Below are 16,724 nucleotides of genomic sequence, written 5' to 3'. Positions count from 1 at the left end.
GATTGAATCGGTCGCTCGATTATAGAAGCGCTGGCCTCGCTATGGACGGAACGTGTCGGCGCGGTCGCGCGCGCCGATCAAGGTGTCGATGCGTACCGGCGCGAACGGCGGCCGCGCCGCCGCGCGCGGCCATCCGAAATACACTGAAGCCGCCTCGCCGCACACACGCCCCTGACACGGTCCCATGCCGCAACGCGTCTGCAGCTTGGCGTCGCGCCAGTTCGCATGCGCGGCGACGTCGCCGATCGACACGTCCTCGCAACGGCACAGCAAGGTCCCGGGCGATGGCATCGCCCGGGCCGCGTCGCCGAGCGCGAACGCCTGCGCCACGCGCCGCGCGAAGGCGCGCCACCGATCGCGTTCGCGCACGAGACGCGCATCGCCTGCGATGCCGAGCGCCGACTGCGCCGCGCACGCGCCTTCGACGCTCGCCAGTTCCATCCCGCCGATGCCCGTGCATTCGCCCGCCGCAAAAACATCTTCCTGCGACGTGCGCTGTGCCTCGTCGACGCGGATCGCGCCGTCGCGCTCGTCCAGCGCGCAGCCGAGCGCGAGCGCCAGCGTCGCGTTCGGCACGAGGCCATAGCCGCACGCGATGCGATCCGCTCCGAACGTTTCATCGCGGCCACGCGTGCGAATCGTGACGGCCTCCACGCGTGTGCTTCCATGCGCCTTCACGACGACACCGTCCATGCGATAACGCGTCGTGCCGAGCGCCACAGCCTGCGCCAGCTTGCCCGGCGTCAGCGCGAGCGACGCCACGAAGCGCGCGACCCGCGCAAGCGGCGCCTGTTCGACCACCGCGACGACGTGCGCGCCGTGACGCCGCGCGGTATCCGCGACGGCAAGCAACAGCGGCCCGCTGCCCGCCACGACGATGCGTTCGCCACGTACCGGCAGTCCGCCCTTGACGAGCGCCTGCAAGCCGCCCGCGCCCGTCACGCCGGGCAAGGTCCAGCCATCGAAAGGAAGAAGCCGCTCGCGCGCGCCGGTCGCGAGGATGAGTTTCGAGTATGCGAGCACGAGCGGCGCACCATCGCGTTCGAGCAGGAGCCGTTTGCCAGCAGGCGCGGCGGCGACCTTCGTTGCGCTCATGACGACGAGGTTCGGATGCACGCGCGTTTCATCGAACCATTGGCGAAGCTGCGCGGCGGGCGGGAGCGTCGGACCTTGCCGCCAGATCTGACCGCCGGGGCGCGGATTGTCGTCGATGAGCGCGACGCGCGCGCCGGCCTGCGCCACGATCCGCGCCGCCCGCAGACCCGCCGGCCCCGCGCCGACGATCGCGATATCGACCTGTTCGGCGTTCATCGCATCGTCTCGATCGAAAGGCCGTCGCGGCATGGCGTCTGACAGCCGAGGACATGCGCGCGGCCATCGACCGTCACGCGGCATTCCTGGCACACGCCCATGCCGCACCACGCGGCGCGCGGCTCGCCGGTGACGGAGCGCCGCGTGCCGCCGACGCCGCGCATTGCAATTGCAATCGCTGCCGCGACGGTCGTGAACGCAGGCACGGCGAGCGGCTCGCCATCGACGGTCACGGTGACGAGGTCAGCCATCGGCGTGCTCCGTGGCGAATCGTTGCGGAGAGAAGGCGTGAGCATCGGGCAGTTCGAACGGAACCGGCTCGCCGAGCATCTGCGCGGCGACGAGCTTCGCGGTGCCGAGCGAGGTCGTCACGCCGAGTCCCTCGTGACCCGTCGCGAGCCACAGACGATCGCCCGGATGACGCGCCGGGCCGATCAGCGGCAAGCCATCGGCCGTGGCGGCGCGAAAACCGGTCCACGCGCGCACGGCGTTGAGTGCGCCGATGCCCGGCAGATAACGCGTCGCGCGCGCGAGCATCGCCGCGAGCACGTCGATTTCGACGGCCGGATCGACGGTGCCGAACTGGCGCGATGAGCCGATCAGCAGTTGCCCCGTCGGACGCGGCTGCGCGTTGAACGCCACCGACGTGCCGCGCGCGTGATGCGCGCTCTTGATATAGCCGAGCTCCAGCACTTGATGATGAAGTGTGCCCGGATAGCGATCGGTGATCAGCAGATGCCCTTTCTTCGCTTCGAGCCGCACGCCCACGATCAGATCGGCCGCCGCCAGCCCGTTCGCGACGACCACATGCGCCGCCGTGCGCCGCTCGCCGTTCGCGAGCGTGACGCTCGCGTGCGTGTCGTCCGCATCGACGGCGCGGACCGCGCAATCAGTCGATACGCGAATGCGTCCCGAGCACGTCAGGAGCCATTGCGCGGCGGCGGGTGCGTAGACGATAGCGTCGTCATCGATCAGAAGGCCGCCTTGCATCGCGTGGCTCACCGCCGGTTCCGCTTCGCGCAGCGCGGCGCGGTCGAGCAGTTGCGCGCGCACGCCTGCCGTGGCGAACGCGTCGCGCATCGTGCGGGCGGCATCGAGTTCCTCTTCGTCTTCCGCGATCCAGAGCGTGCCGCAGCGCGAAAATGCATCGCGCTCGCGCAGTTCGGCGCCGAGCGCGAGCCACGCTTCACGCGATGCCCGCACCAGCGCGAATTCGGCCGGCGAATCGTTCATCACGACGATGTGGCCCATGCCCGCCGCCGTCGCACCGCCGCCGATGCCACGCGCTTCCAGCACCTCGACGGTCAGGCCACGCCCGGCGAATTCCGCCGCGCACGCCGCACCGACGATCCCCGCGCCGACGACGATCACATCCGCCGTCATGCGCGCGCGCCGGCTTCGATGCCTCGCATGAACGGATCGCGTTCGTCGAACACGAGCCGGCCTTCGCCCATGATGTGCGCGTAGCCCGTGATAGTCGGCACGAGCACGTCGCCGTCGAGCGCGTAGCTGCCCTCGAACACGCTACCGATGATGCTTTCCTGACGCCATACCGCGCCCGCTTCGAGCGCGCCGTCCGCCGCGAGACACGCGAGCTTGGCGCTGGTGCCGGTGCCGCACGGCGAGCGATCGTATGCGCTGCCCGGGCACAACACGAAATTGCGGCTGTCGACACCCGCGACGGGCGAATCGGCGAACAGCTCGATATGGTCGATGTATGCGCCGTCCGCGCCGGTGATGCGCTGTGCGTGCAGGGCATCGCGGATCGCCTCGGTGAACGCCGTCAGTTCGGCGATGCGCGCGGGCGTCAGTTCACGTCCGTGATCCGCGACGAGAAAGAACCAGTTGCCGCCCCACGCGACATCGCCGGTGAGCGGGCCGTGTCCGGGCACCTCGACCGTCACCGCGCGCCGGTACCGATACGCCGGCACGTTGCGCACGCTGACGCTGCCGTTCGCGTTGAGCGTGGCATCGACGGGGCCGACTGGCGTATCGATGCGATGGCTTCCCGGCGCGATCCTGCCCGCATGCGCGAGCGACGCGACGAGTCCGATCGTGCCGTGCCCGCACATGCCGAGATAGCCGACGTTGTTGAAGAAGATGACGCCGGCCGCGGCGGCTGGATCGTCGGGCTCGCACAGCAGCGCGCCGACCATCACGTCCGAGCCGCGCGGCTCCGTGACGATCGCGCGGCGCCAATCGTCGAAACGCGTGCGGAACGCGTCGAGACGTTGCGCGAGCGTGCCATTGCCCAGATCGGGGCCGCCCGCGATCACGAGGCGCGTCGGTTCGCCGCCCGTATGCGAGTCGATGATGTCGATGGTTTTCATGCCGCCTATCCTAGAAATGCACGCGGCGGGCGTCTTGACGCGGCTGAATCTTTTTGATGACGATATCGGCACAGTTCGGCATCGTCTCGGTGCGCCCCGCGACGCGCTGCTTTGGTGGCAAAACGGCTATGCCGAAATCGGCACGCGGTGCGCGCGAAATGCGCAAGACGCCCGATTTTTCGGTGCTTACACTGCCTACCGTTCAATCAATTTCGGAGCGCTGCCGTGACGCATATCTGGGAAGGCGTGATGCCCGCCGTGACTACCAAGTTCAACGCCGATTTCAGCATAGACCGGGCGTGGACCGCGAAGAACATCGACGCGCAGATAGAAGCCGGCGTCGATGGCATCATCGTGTGCGGATCGCTCGGCGAAGCCTCGACGCTGTCGCTCGACGAAAAGCTCGACGTGCTCGATATCGCCGTGGACGCCGCTCGCGGCCGCGTGCCGGTGCTGCTGACGATCGCGGAAAACAGCACGCTCGACGGCTGCCGCCAGGCCGAGCGCGCCGCGCGCCACGGCGCGGCGGGCTATATGGTGCTGCCGGGCTTGCGGTATCTGTCGGACCGGCGCGAGACGCTTAATCACTTCCGCATGGTCGCCGACGCGAGCCCGCTGCCGCTGATGGTCTACAACAACCCGCTCGCGTATGGCGTAGATGTCACGCCGAAGATGTTCGCCGAACTCGCGGAAGACAAAAAATTCGCGGCGATCAAGGAATCGAGCGGTGACGTGCGCCGCATCACCGATCTCATCAACGAAACGGGCGACCGCTACGCGCTGTTCTGCGGCGTCGACAATCTGGCGATGGAAGCGATTCTGATGGGCGCGCACGGCTGGGTCGCGGGGCTCGTGTGCGCGTTCCCGCGCGAGACGGTGGCCATCTACAAGCTGATTCGCGCGGGCCGGGTCGAGGAAGCGCGCGCGATCTACCGATGGTTCGCGCCGCTGCTCGCGCTGGATGTGTCGCACAAACTCGTGCAGAACATCAAGCTGGCCGAGGCGATCGTCGGTCTGGGCACGGAGCCGGTGCGCCCGCCGCGCCTGCCGCTCGCCGGCGACGAGCGCAACGAAGTCGAAACGCTGATTCGCCGCAGCATCGAGACGCGTCCGGCGCTGCCAGCGGTCTAAGCAGAGCACAAACAAAAATGCCGTCCTCGCGACGGCATTTTCTCGTGTAGCGGCTTCAGGCCGCGATCTGCGCAGGCGCAGGATCGGCGAGGCTTTCGCCGGAATCTTCGGCGCCATCATAGAGATGCAGCAGGCGGTAGCCGCTCTTGTACACCGGCTGCAAGCGGAAGTTGTTGACCGGCTCGATTTCGAGCGCGAGACGCAGACGCGACACGTGGCTGTCGATGGTGCGCGTGGTTTCGCGGAATTCGCGGCCCCAGACCATCGCGAAAATGTGATCGCGCGACAGCACGCGGCCGATGTTCGAGAAGAACAGTTGCGCGAGGCGGAATTGCGTGCCGCTCAGTTGCACCGGCTTGCCGCGCACGGTGACGGTTTGCTGGCGGGCGTCGAAGCGGTACGGGCCGACTTCGAGGCACGCGCTGGACGTCGCCGGAAACGCGCGGCGCAAGAGCGCTTCGACGCGCGCGCCGAACTCGCCCGGTCGGATCGGATAGACGACGTAATCGTCCGCGCCGGCGGTGAGTGCGCAGACCACGTTATGCTCGGCGCCGTCCGGCGTCGCGAACATGACCGGCACGCGCTCGCCGAAACTCGAACGCACGGATTTCAGCAGGTCGAGGCCGCACAGGCCCGAGGAATTCCAGTCGAGAATCAGCAGATCGACCGTCGAGCGGGACAGCGCTTTCGACAGCACGAGGCCATCGCCAAAGGTGACGCAGGTGTGGCCGAGCCGTTTGACGACGTCGCTGATGAGATTTCGATAACTTGGGTCGGTTTGCAAAACGGCGACGCGCATGGTGTCTTACCTGATGAGTCCAAGGGACATAGGGCGGATGCCGTAATTCCGGCGCCCGCCGGGCGTCTCGTCGCGGGATGAGACGGGGATATTCAAGCTGCGAATTCTGGGCAGCCAGGCGACCCTTTCCCATCGGACTCATCCGAATTGTCAACGCATGTGACGACGCACCCCGCCGACACGGCCGCGTCTCATGCGCGCAACCATCTCAAAAATAGAACGGCTTTTCTCTTTTGCGCCGACTTTCGTCCTGTAACATGCCGCGTCTGGCTCAAAAGTTCCCGCTTCCGCCGTTTTACCGAGACGTCGCGTAGCAAGCTGCGCCGCGACTGTCCGTCGCATCCCGCAGCGCGGACGACGGGCGGCGGCGCTCCAATCCGCGCCCGCCGCGACCTTCGATTCGCGTCCACCCGGCGCGTCTGTCGCTCCCGCAGGGCGAAGCCTCGTTCTACCGCGCGTCACGCGTGGTTTCTCCACTCACGGGTTCTCTTTTCGATGCAGGCAACACCTCTGTCCGACGCCCCGCGCGCGGCCGGCCGTGCGCTCACGCGCGGCGATTACAAGACGCTCACGCTCGCCGCGCTCGGCGGCGCGCTCGAGTTCTACGACTTCATCATTTTTGTGTTCTTCGCGCCGGTCATCGGCCAATTGTTCTTTCCGCCTTCGATTCCTGACTGGCTCCGTCAATTGCAGACTTTCGGCATCTTTGCGGCGGGCTACCTCGCGCGTCCGCTCGGCGGGATCATCATGGCGCACTTCGGCGACCTGCTCGGCCGCAAGCGCATGTTCACGCTTTCCGTGCTGCTGATGTCCGTGCCGACGCTCCTGATGGGCCTCTTGCCCACCTACGCGTCGATCGGCCTGATGGCGCCCGTGTTGCTGCTGCTGTTCCGCGTGATGCAAGGCGCGGCGGTCGGCGGCGAAGTGCCGGGCGCGTGGGTGTTCGTGTCGGAGCACGTGCCGGGGCGTCATGTCGGCTATGCGTGCGGCACGCTGACGGCCGGCCTGACGGCGGGCATTCTGCTCGGCTCGCTGATCGCGACCGCGATCAACAAGACGTTCGCGCCGGCCGAAGTCGCCGATTTCGCGTGGCGCCTGCCGTTCCTGCTCGGCGGCCTGTTCGGGCTGTGCTCGGTCTATCTGCGCCGCTGGCTGCACGAAACGCCGGTCTTCGCCGAACTGCAGAAGCGCAAGTCGCTGGCGGCGGAGATTCCGCTCAAGGCGGTGCTGCGCGACCACCGCCGCGCGGTCATCATTTCGATGCTGCTCACCTGGATGCTCTCGGCGGCGATCGTCGTCGTGATCCTGATGACGCCGACGCTCCTGCAGAAGCAGTTCCACATCGCGCCGGCGACGGTGCTGGTCGCGAACTGCGCGGCGACGCTGTGCCTCACGATCGGCTGCGTGCTGTCGGGCGCGATCGCGGGCCGGATCGGCGCGGGCAAGACGATTTTCATCGGCGGCGTGGCGCTCGCCGTGTCGTACTGGCTGATGTTCCAGCAAGTCTCGCTCGATGCCTCCGTGCTGCTGCCGTGGTACGCGCTGGCGGGCTTTTTCGTCGGCGTGATCGGCGCGATTCCCTTCGTGATGGTGAAAGCCTTCCCGCCTGCCGTGCGCTTCTCGGGCATCTCGTTCTCGTACAACGTCGCGTATGCGGTGTTCGGCGGACTCACGCCGATCGTCGTCTCGCTGATGATGAAATCGAGCCCGATGGCGCCCGCGATCTACGTCGGGGCGCTGTGCGCGATCGGCGCGCTGACGACGCTGTTCATCAGGGAAAATCGCTGATTTTCTTGTTCGATGACGGCGCGTCGCCTCACCGGCGCGCCGTTTTCATTCTGCTTTCACGTTTCAGTCCACGCCGAAACATCGAGCGCACGACGCGCCTACGATGAACGGCATGAACTCAAACCTTTCCTCATCCGAAACGCGTCTGTCCGTGCGGCAGATGCTCGTCGTGACGGCGACCAGCGTCGGTTTCGTCGTCTCTCAACTCGATGTCTCGATCGTCAATGTCGCGCTCGCGAGCATCGGCCATGATCTGCGCGCGAGCGTCGCGAGCCTGCAATGGACCATCGACAGCTACGCGCTCGCCTTCGCGGCGCTGATGCTGTCGGCGGGCTCGCTCGGCGACCGCTTCGGCGCGCGCCGCATGTTTCTCGGCGGCCTCGCGCTGTTCGCGCTGGCGTCGCTGGCCTGCGCGTTTTCGCGCGATGCGCCGCAACTGATCGCCGCGCGCGCCCTGCAAGGCGTCGGCGCCGCCGCGATGCTGCCGAACTCGCTCGCGCTCCTGAACGCCGCATGCGGCCACGACCGGCGCCTGCGCGCGCGTGCGGTCGGCCTGTGGACGGCGGCGGGCGCGGTATCGATCGCGGCGGGGCCGATCGTCGGCGGCGTGCTGATCGCGGCGTTCGGCTGGCGCAGCATCTTCTGGGTGAATCTGCCGATCTGCGCGGCGGGCATCGTCGCGACGCTCGTGTGGGTCGGCAAGCCGCGCGCGAACCGGGCGCCGCCGTCGCGCGGCATCGACCTGCCCGGCCAGGCGCTCGCGATCGTCGCGCTGGCGGCCCTGGTCGGTGCGGTGATCGAACTGCGTCCGCTCGGACCGACGCATCCACTCGTCTTCGGCGGCCTCGCTCTGGCGCTGGCGGCGGGCGGCGCATTCATCGCGATCGAGCGCAGAAGCCGCGCGCCGATGCTGCCGCTCACCCTCTTCTCCGAGCGCACGTTCAGCGCGGCGGTCGTCTTCGGTATCGGCGTGAATCTCACCTACTATGGAATGGTCTTCGTTCTGAGCCTGTATTTGCAGCGCGTGCTCGGGCACACGCCCCTGCAAACCGGCCTCGCGTTTCTGCCGCTCACGGGCGGCTTCCTGATCTCGAATCTGGCAAGCGGTCCCGTCGTCGCGCGCTTCGGCTCGCGTGCCCCGATGATTTTCGGCGCGCTGCTCGACGCCGCCGGTTTCGCCGCGCTCGCCTTCGTCGATGCGAGCACGCCCACCGCCGCGCTGCTCGTGCCGTTCCTGCTGATTCCATCGGGCATGGGCCTCGCGGTCCCGGCGATGACGACCGCGTTGCTCGGCACCGTCGATCCGCAGCGCGCGGGCACGGCCTCGGCGGTGCTCAACACCGCGCGGCAGGCGGCGGGCGCGATCGGCGTCGCCGCGTTCGGCGCGCTCGCGGCTCACGGCGACGGCGCGGCAAGCGCGGATCACATCGTCGACGCGGTGCGCTGGTCGGCGGGCGTATCGGTCGCGCTGTTGCTGTGCGCGGCACTGATCGCGCGTCAGGTGAGCAATCCACCAGGCGCAAGTCCGGACGCGGCGCGATGCCGGACAAAGCCGAATGAAGGTTGAACGGCAGCGGGAACGGCCGTTGCGAGTCTCAGGCGAAGCGCCCTGCCCATCGAACCGTTGAGGAGAACACCATGTCGACGATGCCCCGCTCCCCCGAGGAGCCGCTCGAACCGGACCCGGACAAGCTGCTTGACCCGGACGCCGCGCCCAACCCCGACGACCCGGACATGCCCGACGGCCCGGATTCCGCGACGCCGATGGTGCCCGCCGATCCGAAGAATGGCGAGCCACGCATGTAAGTCATCGCGCGACGCACAAAGCAATGCCCGCGCGACCGTCCTGGCCGCGCGGGCATTTTTCGTGGTAAGTCCGCCGCAGCGTCCGTCTACAGGCTCGTCGTCTGCACCGTACCGGTTTCCAGCGCGCGCTCGATCAGCGCTTCCTGCTGCGCCTTGCGCACTGCGTCGGCGACGAGCGTACTGGGCGCTTCCACTTCCGCCTTGATCGCGGCAATGATGCCGTCGGCCTCGACGATCACCAGCGACTCCGCCGAATCCGCGCGGCTGATGATGACCCGCGCCGGACCGCCGCCTTCCGCGATGCTCGCGCAGAACTGCATCTTTTGCCCGCCTATCACTTGCTCGAATGTTTGAATCATCGCTGTCTTCCGCGTTGGTTGGACAAAAGCTGACACGGGCCGCGCACGCTTACGCTCGCGGCCCGCTGTCTGATTGATTCACGCGCGTGCGCCAGGTTCAATTCTGTAAGCATGTGGGCAGCGACGCAAGCTCAACGTCTCGGATCCTCGAGTTCGCGAAGGATGGCGGCGGTGGCGTCGTCGGCGGGAAAAAATGCTTCGATCGCGAGTTCGGACAACGTGATATCGACCGGTGTGCCGAAAACCGTCGTCGTGCTGAAGAACGACAGCACGCCGTGTTGCGTCCGCATGCGCAGAGGCACGACGACCGGATCGGTTTCCCCGCGCGACGCGTGCCCGGCGTGCGCAGGCGCGGGATACGCGTCGAGTTCCGCGAGCAGCGCGACGAGCGTTGCATCGCCCGACACCTCGATCTGCCGACGCAGCCGCGCGAGCAGATGCGCGCGCCACTCGTGCCAGTTGTCGATGGCGGTCGCGAGCCCTCGCGGATGCATCGACAGGCGCAGCACGTTCACCGGCGGCGCGAGCAGTTCCGCATCCGCCGATGCGACGAGCGGCGCGAAAGCCGCGTTGGCCGCGACCATCGTCCAGTGACGATCGACCGCGAGCGCGGGATACGGCTCGTGGCCCTTCAACACCAGATCGACCGCGCGGCGCGCCGCCGCGAGTTGCGGATCAGCAAGCCCACGCTCGCGATACAGCGGCGCATAACCCGCCGCGACGAGCAGCGTATTGCGCTCGCGCAGCGGCACATCGAGCTGCTCGGCGAGGCGCATCAGCATCTCGCGGCTCGGCAGCGAGCGGCCCGATTCGACGAAGCTCAGATGGCGGGTGGAGACATCCGCCACGCCCGCGAGATCAAGCTGGCTCATGCGTCTGCGCTGGCGCCAGTCGCGCAGAAGCGTGCCGACGGTGGTTTGAGCGATGGTATGCGCGAGGGTCGAGTTCATGCCAGCGATGTTAGACGAAGCACGAGCGCGCAATCCATTACCTGCGACGTAACCACGTTTCGCCCCGACGAACGACCGTAAGATTTACTGCGCAAACATTTGCGCAGAAAAAGTTGCGCGCGTCACCCTAATGTCCGGGCATTAAAAGCCGATAAGCCACACAACAAGCGAACAATGCGTCGCGAGCCGTGCGCGCCTCAATCCCGAGCACGCACGGCCCGCGACGCCCCGGACATTGGCGGAGAAATCATGTTTGTCATCATCGGATGGGTCCTGGTCATCGGCTCGGTGATCGGAAGCTTCATCGGCGTCGGCGGCCACCTTGCCGCGCTCGTGCAGCCGTTCGAGCTGCTGTGTATTTTCGGCGCGGCGATCGGCGCGTTCGTCGTATCGAACCCGACCGCGACGCTGAAGAAAACGCTGCAATCGGTCCCGAAGGCCTTCAAGGGCGGCGGCTATACGAAGGAAAAGTATGTCGCGTTGATCGCGCTGCTCTATGAACTGCTGCAGAAGGCGCGCAAGGAAGGAATGATGGCGCTCGAAGCCGATGTCGACGCGCCCGAATCCAGCCCGCTCTTTCAGAAGTACGAGCACGTGATGGCCGATCACCATCTGCTCGATTTCATCGTCGACTATCTGCGCATGATGTCGGCGGGCAATGTCAACGCGCTCGAAATGCAGGATCTGATGGATGAAGAGCTGGAAACGCATCATGCCGAAAGCTCGGTCGCCGCGAACGCGATCCAGAAGATGGCCGATGGCCTGCCGGCATTCGGTATCGTCGCGGCGGTGATGGGCGTGGTGCACACGATGGGCTCGGTCGGCGCCGCGCCCGCGGTGCTCGGCGAGATGATCGCGGGCGCGCTGGTCGGCACGTTCCTCGGCATTTTGCTGGCGTATGGCTTTATCGGCCCGCTCGCCGATCTGCTCAACGCGAAGGGCGTCGCCGAAGCGAAACCGTTCCAGTGCGTGAAGTCCGTGCTGCTTGCATCGATGAACGGCTATGCGCCGACGGTGGCCGTCGAGTTCGGCCGCAAGGTGCTCTTCACCGCCGATCGTCCGAGCTTCAAGGAACTCGACGACGCGGTGCGCGCGACCAAGATGCCGAAGGCGGCTTCGTAACTTCACGACATAGACATCATGGCTGAGAAACCATCACGCGATCCGCTGCAGTCGGTGCTTGCGCCTACCGTCGTCGTGAAGCGCAAGAAAAAGGCGCACGGGCACGGTCATCACGGCGGCGCATGGAAGATCGCCTACGCCGACTTCGTCACCGCGATGATGGCGTTCTTTCTGCTGATGTGGCTGCTCGGATCGACGTCGAAGTACGACAAGGAAGGCATCGAGCAGTACTTCAACACGCCGCTCTCCGCGTTGTTCGGCAACGATGGCGGTGCGTCGGCGCATACCAGCGTCATCACGGGCGGCGGCAAGGATTTGTCGAGCACGCGTCCGGGGGAAGGCAACAAGAGTCAGACGCAGCCGGTACCGCAATCGATCGCGCGCGCGGCGGTGGCGATGGATGACTTGCAGAAGTTGCAGCAGCTCAAGCAGAAGCTGATGGCCTTGATCGAACAGATGCCGGCATTGCGCGCGTTCAAGGATCAGATTCGCATAGCGATCACCAGCGAGGGATTGCGCATCGAGATCGTCGATTCACTCAAGCGGCCGATGTTCGCTTCGGGTAGCTCGAAGCTCGAAGGCTATGTGACGACGATTCTGACCAACATCGGCGCATCGTTGAATGATGTCGACAATCGCGTGTCGATTGCGGGGCATACGGATGCTGTGCCCTATTCAGGCAATCAGGCCGGGTATTCGAACTGGGAACTGTCGAGTGAGCGCGCGAATGCGGCGCGGCGGGCGCTGGTTGCCGGGGGCATGAAGGAAAGCAAGGTGCTGCAGGTGCGGGGGCTTTCCGATGTGCTGCCGCTCAATAAGGATGTCGTCGATGAGCCGACCAATCGGCGTATCAGTATTCTCGTGCTCAATAAGGCGGCCGAGCAGGCGTTCTTTCGTGATGGCGGGCGCACGACGGTGGATCAGACGCAGCCTGTCGATGGTGCTATTCCTGCGGCCGTGGCGGCCAGGTCTAATGTGCCGGTTGCTGTGGTGAAGTAGGGGGTTTTGTTTGTTGCCGGATCCCGTATTCGTGTCGGTCTATTAGCGTTGCCCCTGTGCGGGGCGGCACCTACTTTCTTTGCTGCTGCAAAGAAAGTAGGCAAAGAAAGCAGGGGCGGATTCAACCGGTCGATGCAACACCTCTGATCTAATGATCGTGATACAGGTGGGGAGCATCGATGACTCGACAGAGAAAGCCTTGGTTGGGCAAAGCGCAGCGGCGGCGGCTCTGGGAGCTTTGGCGTAATGGGGAAAGCGTCAGTGCGATTGCGCGGGCGTTACAGCGGGATGTCGGCTCAACGCACCGGCATATCGCCAAACATGGCGGGATCGCGCCGGCGCCGCGCCAGCGCGCAGCGCGTGCTTTGAGCTTATGCGAGCGCGAAGAGATCTCGCGAGCGTTGAGCCAGAATGAGTCGTATGGGTCGATTGCAGCGCAGTTGGGGCGAAGCAAATCGACCATCAGCCGTGAAGTGAGCCGCAATGGAGGGCGCGAGAAGTATCGCGCGCATGCGGCCGATGAGTTGGCTTGGAGGCGCGCGTTGCGTCCGAAACAATGCGCGCTGGCGGGCAATGCGCGCTTGTGTAGGCAGGTCGCGCGAGGGCTGCGCCTACAATGGTCGCCTGCGCAGATCTCGGGCTGGCTCAAGAGGCGATACCCGCAACGCAAGGAGATGCACATTTCGCACGAAACGATCTATCGGACGCTGTTTATCCAGACGCGTGGAGCGCTGAAGAAGGAATTGATCAGTGAGCTTCGCACCAGGCGCGCAGTGCGTCGTCCGAAATGCGCCTCGAAGCGGGGTCAGAATCGCGGCACGATCATCGATGCGGTGCCGATCAGCGAACGCCCGGCCGAGGCCGAGGATCGCGCTGTGCCAGGGCATTGGGAAGGCGATTTGGTTGCAGGTTCAATCGACACGCACGTTGCTACGCTAGTGGAGCGGCATTCACGCTATTTGGTGCTGGTGAAGGTGCCGGGCAAAGACACGCAGAGCGTCACGCAGGCGCTGATCAAGCAGGTGCGCAAGCTTCCTGCGCAATTGAAGCGCTCGTTGACATGGGATCGGGGCACGGAGATGGCAGCTCACGCGCAGTTCACGATGGCGACAGATATGCAGGTGTACTTCTGCGAACCGCGAAAGCCGTGGCAAAGAGGGAGTAACGAGAATACCAATGGATTGCTGCGGCAGTACTTTCCAAAAGGCCAGCCGTTGGATCATTACTCACAGGCTGAGTTGAACGCAATTGCCAAGCGGCTCAATGAAAGGCCGCGGCAGACCTTGGGTTTTATGACGCCAGCGGAGAAATTGGCCGAGACGTTGGGCGTTGCGTTGACCGGTTGAATCCGCCGCTTTCCCCATCCAAAGCACTTCATGCCGGCCGCGGCGCAGGCGATCAGTCCTGGCACAGCAGTAGCGAGTGCCCTCGTAGGCCACATCGGGCTTGGACCGCGCACGGTCTGCCGCTTCGCACCACACGCGTGGCTGGTTCAGCACCAAATAGATCCGTCCCGCTTCGCGGCCGATGGGTACATCGGGTCTGCGTGCGCTTCTGCGTATCCTTTTTCTCGTCTGTTTCCCTTCCATACCCAACGGCAGCGCGCAGCGCTGTGCCGGAACTGTTTCGTGCTGAACCAGCGCGCTCAAACGACTAGCTTGTCAGACCGTGCGCGGTCCAAGCCCGGTTAGGCCTACGAGGGCACTCGCTACAGAGGCCACGAGCGAGGAGAAGGATACCCAAATTGCGTGTGACCGCGGGCGTATCGAGCTGCTTTCTTTGGTTACTTTCTTTGCAGCAGCAAAGAAAGTGACTGCCGCCCCGCACAGGGGCAACGCCAATAGACCGACACGAATACGGGATCCAGCGACAACACCCGAGCGCCACAACATTCACCCAAGCCATTCAGCAACCGTCTGCACCACCAGCCAGACATTCGCCGCACTGATCACCGCAAAGAGCGCCCAAACGACGATTCGCATAAACAGCGTGTTAGCAAACACCCCCATCAACCCACGATCATTCGTCATCCGAATCAGCGGATAAAGTGCAAACGGCAGTTGCAGACTCAAAACCACCTGACTCGCCACAAGCAGCTTGCCGACCGCCCCGTTCCCCAACACATACACCCCGATCAACGCCGGCACGAGTGCGAGCCCCCGCGTAATGAACCGCCGCTGATAACACGGAATCTTCAACCGCAGAAAGCCTTCCATGATCACCTGCCCCGCAATGGTCCCGGTGAACGTCGAGCTTTGGCCTGACGCAAACAACGTCACCGCGAAAAGAACCGCCGCCAGTCCCGTCCCGACAATCGGCGCAAGCAGCTTATAGGCATCCTCGATCTCGGTGACTTGCGTATGCCCCGTCGCATGAAACGCGGACGCAGCAAGAATCAGAATCGCCGCATTGATCAACAGCGCCAGAACGAGCGAAACGATCGTATCGATCCGCGAAAGACTGATCGCCGACGCAAGGCTCTGCGCATCGCGATTCACGACCCGCGTCTGCACGATCGACGAATGCAGATACAGGTTATGCGGCATCACGGTCGCGCCGAGAATCCCGATCGCGAGATAGAGCGGCTCCCGATCGCTCAATGCGTGAATCGAAGGCACGAGCCCCGCCGCAACCGAAGGCCAATGCGGCTTCACGAGCACGAGCTCGACGATATACCCCACACCGATCGTCGCGATGAGCCCGAGCATGATCGCTTCGAGATCGCGGAAATTCTTGCCCTTCAGGCCAAGCACGATCAGCGTATCGAACGCGGTAAGCACCACGCCCCAGATCAGCGACACCCCGAACAGCAAATGAAACGCAAGCGCGCCGCCCAGTACTTCCGCAAGATCGCACGCGATGATCGATAACTCCGCGAGCATCCATTGCACATTCGCGACCGGCTTCGCATAACGCTCACGCGATAACTGCGCGAGATCCTTTCCCGTGACGATGCCGAGCCGCATCGACAGACATTGCAGTACCATCGCCGCAAGGCTCGACAGCACGACGACAAAGAGCAGGCCATAGCCATATCGCGATCCGGCTTCGATATCCGTCGCCCAGTTGCCCGGGTCCATATAACCAATGGAGATGAGCAAGCCGGGGCCGGCAAACTGCAGAAGCTTCTTCCAGAGCGGCGCGCCTGGCGCAATGGCGACGGAGCCCTTGACTTCGGACGGGCAGAACGGCGCGGTGGCAGTGGTCGGCAGTTTGAACGGCAATTTATCGGTTCCTGATTTTGAAAGGCTTACAAACCGTCTCACGCGGGCGAGTCTATCACCGGCTGTCCGCGATGACAGATGCCCGTCGACGAGCTTTCACAGCTGATTCAGCAGACGCTCCAATCTGACCATAACGCCATCTGATCGCCAGCATCTCGTCACGGTCCGACGAATAGAATCCAGTGGTGGCTGTGGTAAGCGTGCCGACGCTGCACATCGCGCAACCCGCACGCCGCGTTCATCCTTCACTCGCTTGAGGAGTACGCCATGAAACTAGTCACACGCATCGCCGTCATCGCACTCGCCGCCGCACCGCTGGCCGCGTTTGCACAATCCGAAGGCCTCACGCGCGCCCAGGTCAAAGCGGACCTCCAACGCGTCGAACAAGCCGGCTATAACCCGTCCGAGCGCGATGCGTTCTATCCGGACAACATCCAGGCTGCAGAAGCGAAAGTGCAATCATCGACCGCCTATGGATCGTCGTCCGATGGCTCGTCCGCTTCCGGTCAACCGGCCACGCAGAACGCGCAATAAACATCTTCCGTTTCATCGAGACACGCGCGGCTACCGCCGGCTGCGAACGATCCCGCGCCGTCTCGCTCACCCTCTCCTCATTTCGCGCCAGCGCGTCCATCGCAAGTACCCGACGCACAGAGTTACTCGCACTGAAGCCGCGCTATTCCCGGTTTCAGTGACACAAGCACGCGGTCCTGACCACGTGCTTTCGCAAGCTTGCTTTCAAATCGCCTAATCTGACAGACGCGCCATATTCAAGCCATATTGTCGTTGGTACCCGGCCACTACCATAGCGACACTGATGGCGAATCGCCCGCCTCGTTCCGTCATTGCGTCTCGCGCGCCGCACCCGCTTCTCTCGCAGCGCCCTTCCCAAGCATCTTCCGAAC

At 64.8% G+C, this 16,724-nt stretch carries 17 protein-coding genes; 9 read left to right on the top strand and 8 right to left on the bottom strand.

Going from position 1 to position 16,724, the window contains the following annotated elements:
- Window positions 1–39 precede the first annotated feature (39 nt).
- Genes NK8_RS17180 through NK8_RS17165 form a run of 4 tightly spaced genes read right to left on the bottom strand, consistent with a single transcriptional unit; the run spans window position 40 to window position 3,650 of the window.
- Entirely contained in the window at window positions 40–1,311 is a 1,272-nt protein-coding gene (locus NK8_RS17180; RefSeq protein WP_213230183.1) for an FAD/NAD(P)-binding oxidoreductase, read from the bottom strand.
- Window positions 1,308–1,562, bottom strand: a complete 255-nt coding sequence (locus tag NK8_RS17175; RefSeq protein ID WP_162067312.1) for a 2Fe-2S iron-sulfur cluster-binding protein — start codon at window positions 1,560–1,562, stop codon at window positions 1,308–1,310. Before NK8_RS17175 ends, NK8_RS17180 begins: the two co-directional genes overlap by 4 nt.
- Window positions 1,555–2,694 (bottom strand): FAD-binding oxidoreductase, encoded by a 1,140-nt coding sequence (locus NK8_RS17170; protein WP_213230181.1) that lies wholly within the window; start codon window positions 2,692–2,694, stop codon window positions 1,555–1,557. The genes NK8_RS17175 and NK8_RS17170 overlap by 8 nt, the downstream gene beginning before the upstream one ends.
- Window positions 2,691–3,650: a 4-hydroxyproline epimerase gene (locus NK8_RS17165; protein ID WP_213230393.1), complete on the bottom strand. Its 960-nt coding sequence runs from the start codon at window positions 3,648–3,650 to the stop codon at window positions 2,691–2,693. The genes NK8_RS17170 and NK8_RS17165 overlap by 4 nt, the downstream gene beginning before the upstream one ends.
- Here NK8_RS17165 and NK8_RS17160 point away from each other — a divergent pair.
- Both NK8_RS17160 and NK8_RS17155 read left to right on the top strand, forming a co-directional pair.
- Window positions 3,631–3,870: a hypothetical protein gene (locus tag NK8_RS17160; protein ID WP_213230489.1), complete on the top strand. Its 240-nt coding sequence runs from the start codon at window positions 3,631–3,633 to the stop codon at window positions 3,868–3,870. The two genes, NK8_RS17165 and NK8_RS17160, sit on opposite strands and share 20 nt — an antisense overlap.
- Window positions 3,867–4,772 carry a dihydrodipicolinate synthase family protein gene (locus NK8_RS17155; protein WP_213230180.1) on the top strand — a complete coding sequence of 302 codons (906 nt, stop codon included), beginning with the start codon at window positions 3,867–3,869 and terminating at the stop codon, window positions 4,770–4,772. Before NK8_RS17160 ends, NK8_RS17155 begins: the two co-directional genes overlap by 4 nt.
- A gap of 55 nt (window positions 4,773–4,827) precedes the next feature.
- On the opposite strand, the gene NK8_RS17150 is transcribed toward NK8_RS17155, so the two are convergent.
- Window positions 4,828–5,571: a response regulator transcription factor gene (locus NK8_RS17150; RefSeq protein WP_213230179.1), complete on the bottom strand. Its 744-nt coding sequence runs from the start codon at window positions 5,569–5,571 to the stop codon at window positions 4,828–4,830.
- Window positions 5,572–6,066: 495 nt separating this feature from the next.
- Between NK8_RS17150 and NK8_RS17145 the strand changes: the two genes are divergently transcribed.
- The 3 genes from NK8_RS17145 to NK8_RS17135 all read left to right on the top strand — a co-directional run bounded on the left by NK8_RS17145 (window position 6,067) and on the right by NK8_RS17135 (window position 9,165).
- Window positions 6,067–7,359: an MFS transporter gene (locus NK8_RS17145; protein WP_213230178.1), complete on the top strand. Its 1,293-nt coding sequence runs from the start codon at window positions 6,067–6,069 to the stop codon at window positions 7,357–7,359.
- 103 nt (window positions 7,360–7,462) lie between these two features.
- The gene (locus NK8_RS17140; protein ID WP_213230177.1) at window positions 7,463–8,926 is read left to right on the top strand and encodes an MFS transporter; all 1,464 of its coding nucleotides are present in this window, start codon (window positions 7,463–7,465) and stop codon (window positions 8,924–8,926) included.
- Window positions 8,927–8,997: 71 nt separating this feature from the next.
- Window positions 8,998–9,165 (top strand): hypothetical protein, encoded by a 168-nt coding sequence (locus NK8_RS17135; protein WP_162067306.1) that lies wholly within the window; start codon window positions 8,998–9,000, stop codon window positions 9,163–9,165.
- 86 nt (window positions 9,166–9,251) lie between these two features.
- Here the strand turns inward: NK8_RS17135 and NK8_RS17130 are convergent, their stop codons facing one another.
- Complete coding sequence (locus NK8_RS17130; RefSeq protein WP_162067305.1) at window positions 9,252–9,524, bottom strand: hypothetical protein; 273 nt, start codon at window positions 9,522–9,524, stop codon at window positions 9,252–9,254.
- 131 nt (window positions 9,525–9,655) lie between these two features.
- Complete coding sequence (locus NK8_RS17125; protein ID WP_213230175.1) at window positions 9,656–10,474, bottom strand: helix-turn-helix domain-containing protein; 819 nt, start codon at window positions 10,472–10,474, stop codon at window positions 9,656–9,658.
- Between the two features lie 249 nt (window positions 10,475–10,723).
- Here NK8_RS17125 and motA point away from each other — a divergent pair, with 249 nt between their 5' ends.
- The 3 genes from motA to NK8_RS17110 all read left to right on the top strand — a co-directional run bounded on the left by motA (window position 10,724) and on the right by NK8_RS17110 (window position 13,941).
- On the top strand, window positions 10,724–11,596 hold the full coding sequence (gene motA, locus NK8_RS17120; protein WP_061174405.1) for a flagellar motor stator protein MotA: 873 nt from the start codon (window positions 10,724–10,726) through the stop codon (window positions 11,594–11,596).
- An 18-nt stretch (window positions 11,597–11,614) separates the two neighbouring features.
- Window positions 11,615–12,595 carry a flagellar motor protein MotB gene (motB, locus tag NK8_RS17115; RefSeq protein ID WP_213230173.1) on the top strand — a complete coding sequence of 327 codons (981 nt, stop codon included), beginning with the start codon at window positions 11,615–11,617 and terminating at the stop codon, window positions 12,593–12,595.
- A 179-nt stretch (window positions 12,596–12,774) separates the two neighbouring features.
- A complete protein-coding gene (locus NK8_RS17110) occupies window positions 12,775–13,941 on the top strand; it encodes an IS30 family transposase (RefSeq protein WP_213228989.1) in 1,167 nt (388 codons plus the stop codon).
- 546 nt (window positions 13,942–14,487) lie between these two features.
- On the opposite strand, the gene NK8_RS17105 is transcribed toward NK8_RS17110, so the two are convergent.
- Window positions 14,488–15,819, bottom strand: coding sequence for an Nramp family divalent metal transporter (locus NK8_RS17105; RefSeq protein ID WP_213230171.1), 1,332 nt, complete (start codon window positions 15,817–15,819; stop codon window positions 14,488–14,490).
- Between the two features lie 267 nt (window positions 15,820–16,086).
- Between NK8_RS17105 and NK8_RS17100 the strand changes: the two genes are divergently transcribed.
- Complete coding sequence (locus NK8_RS17100) at window positions 16,087–16,353, top strand: DUF4148 domain-containing protein (protein WP_061174408.1); 267 nt, start codon at window positions 16,087–16,089, stop codon at window positions 16,351–16,353.
- Window positions 16,354–16,724 lie beyond the last annotated feature (371 nt).

The sequence above is a fragment of the Caballeronia sp. NK8 genome (assembly GCF_018408855.1).
Taxonomy (GTDB): domain Bacteria; phylum Pseudomonadota; class Gammaproteobacteria; order Burkholderiales; family Burkholderiaceae; genus Caballeronia.
The sequence above is the reverse complement of the archived record's forward strand: the minus strand, read 5'-3'. Positions and strand labels throughout refer to the sequence as shown.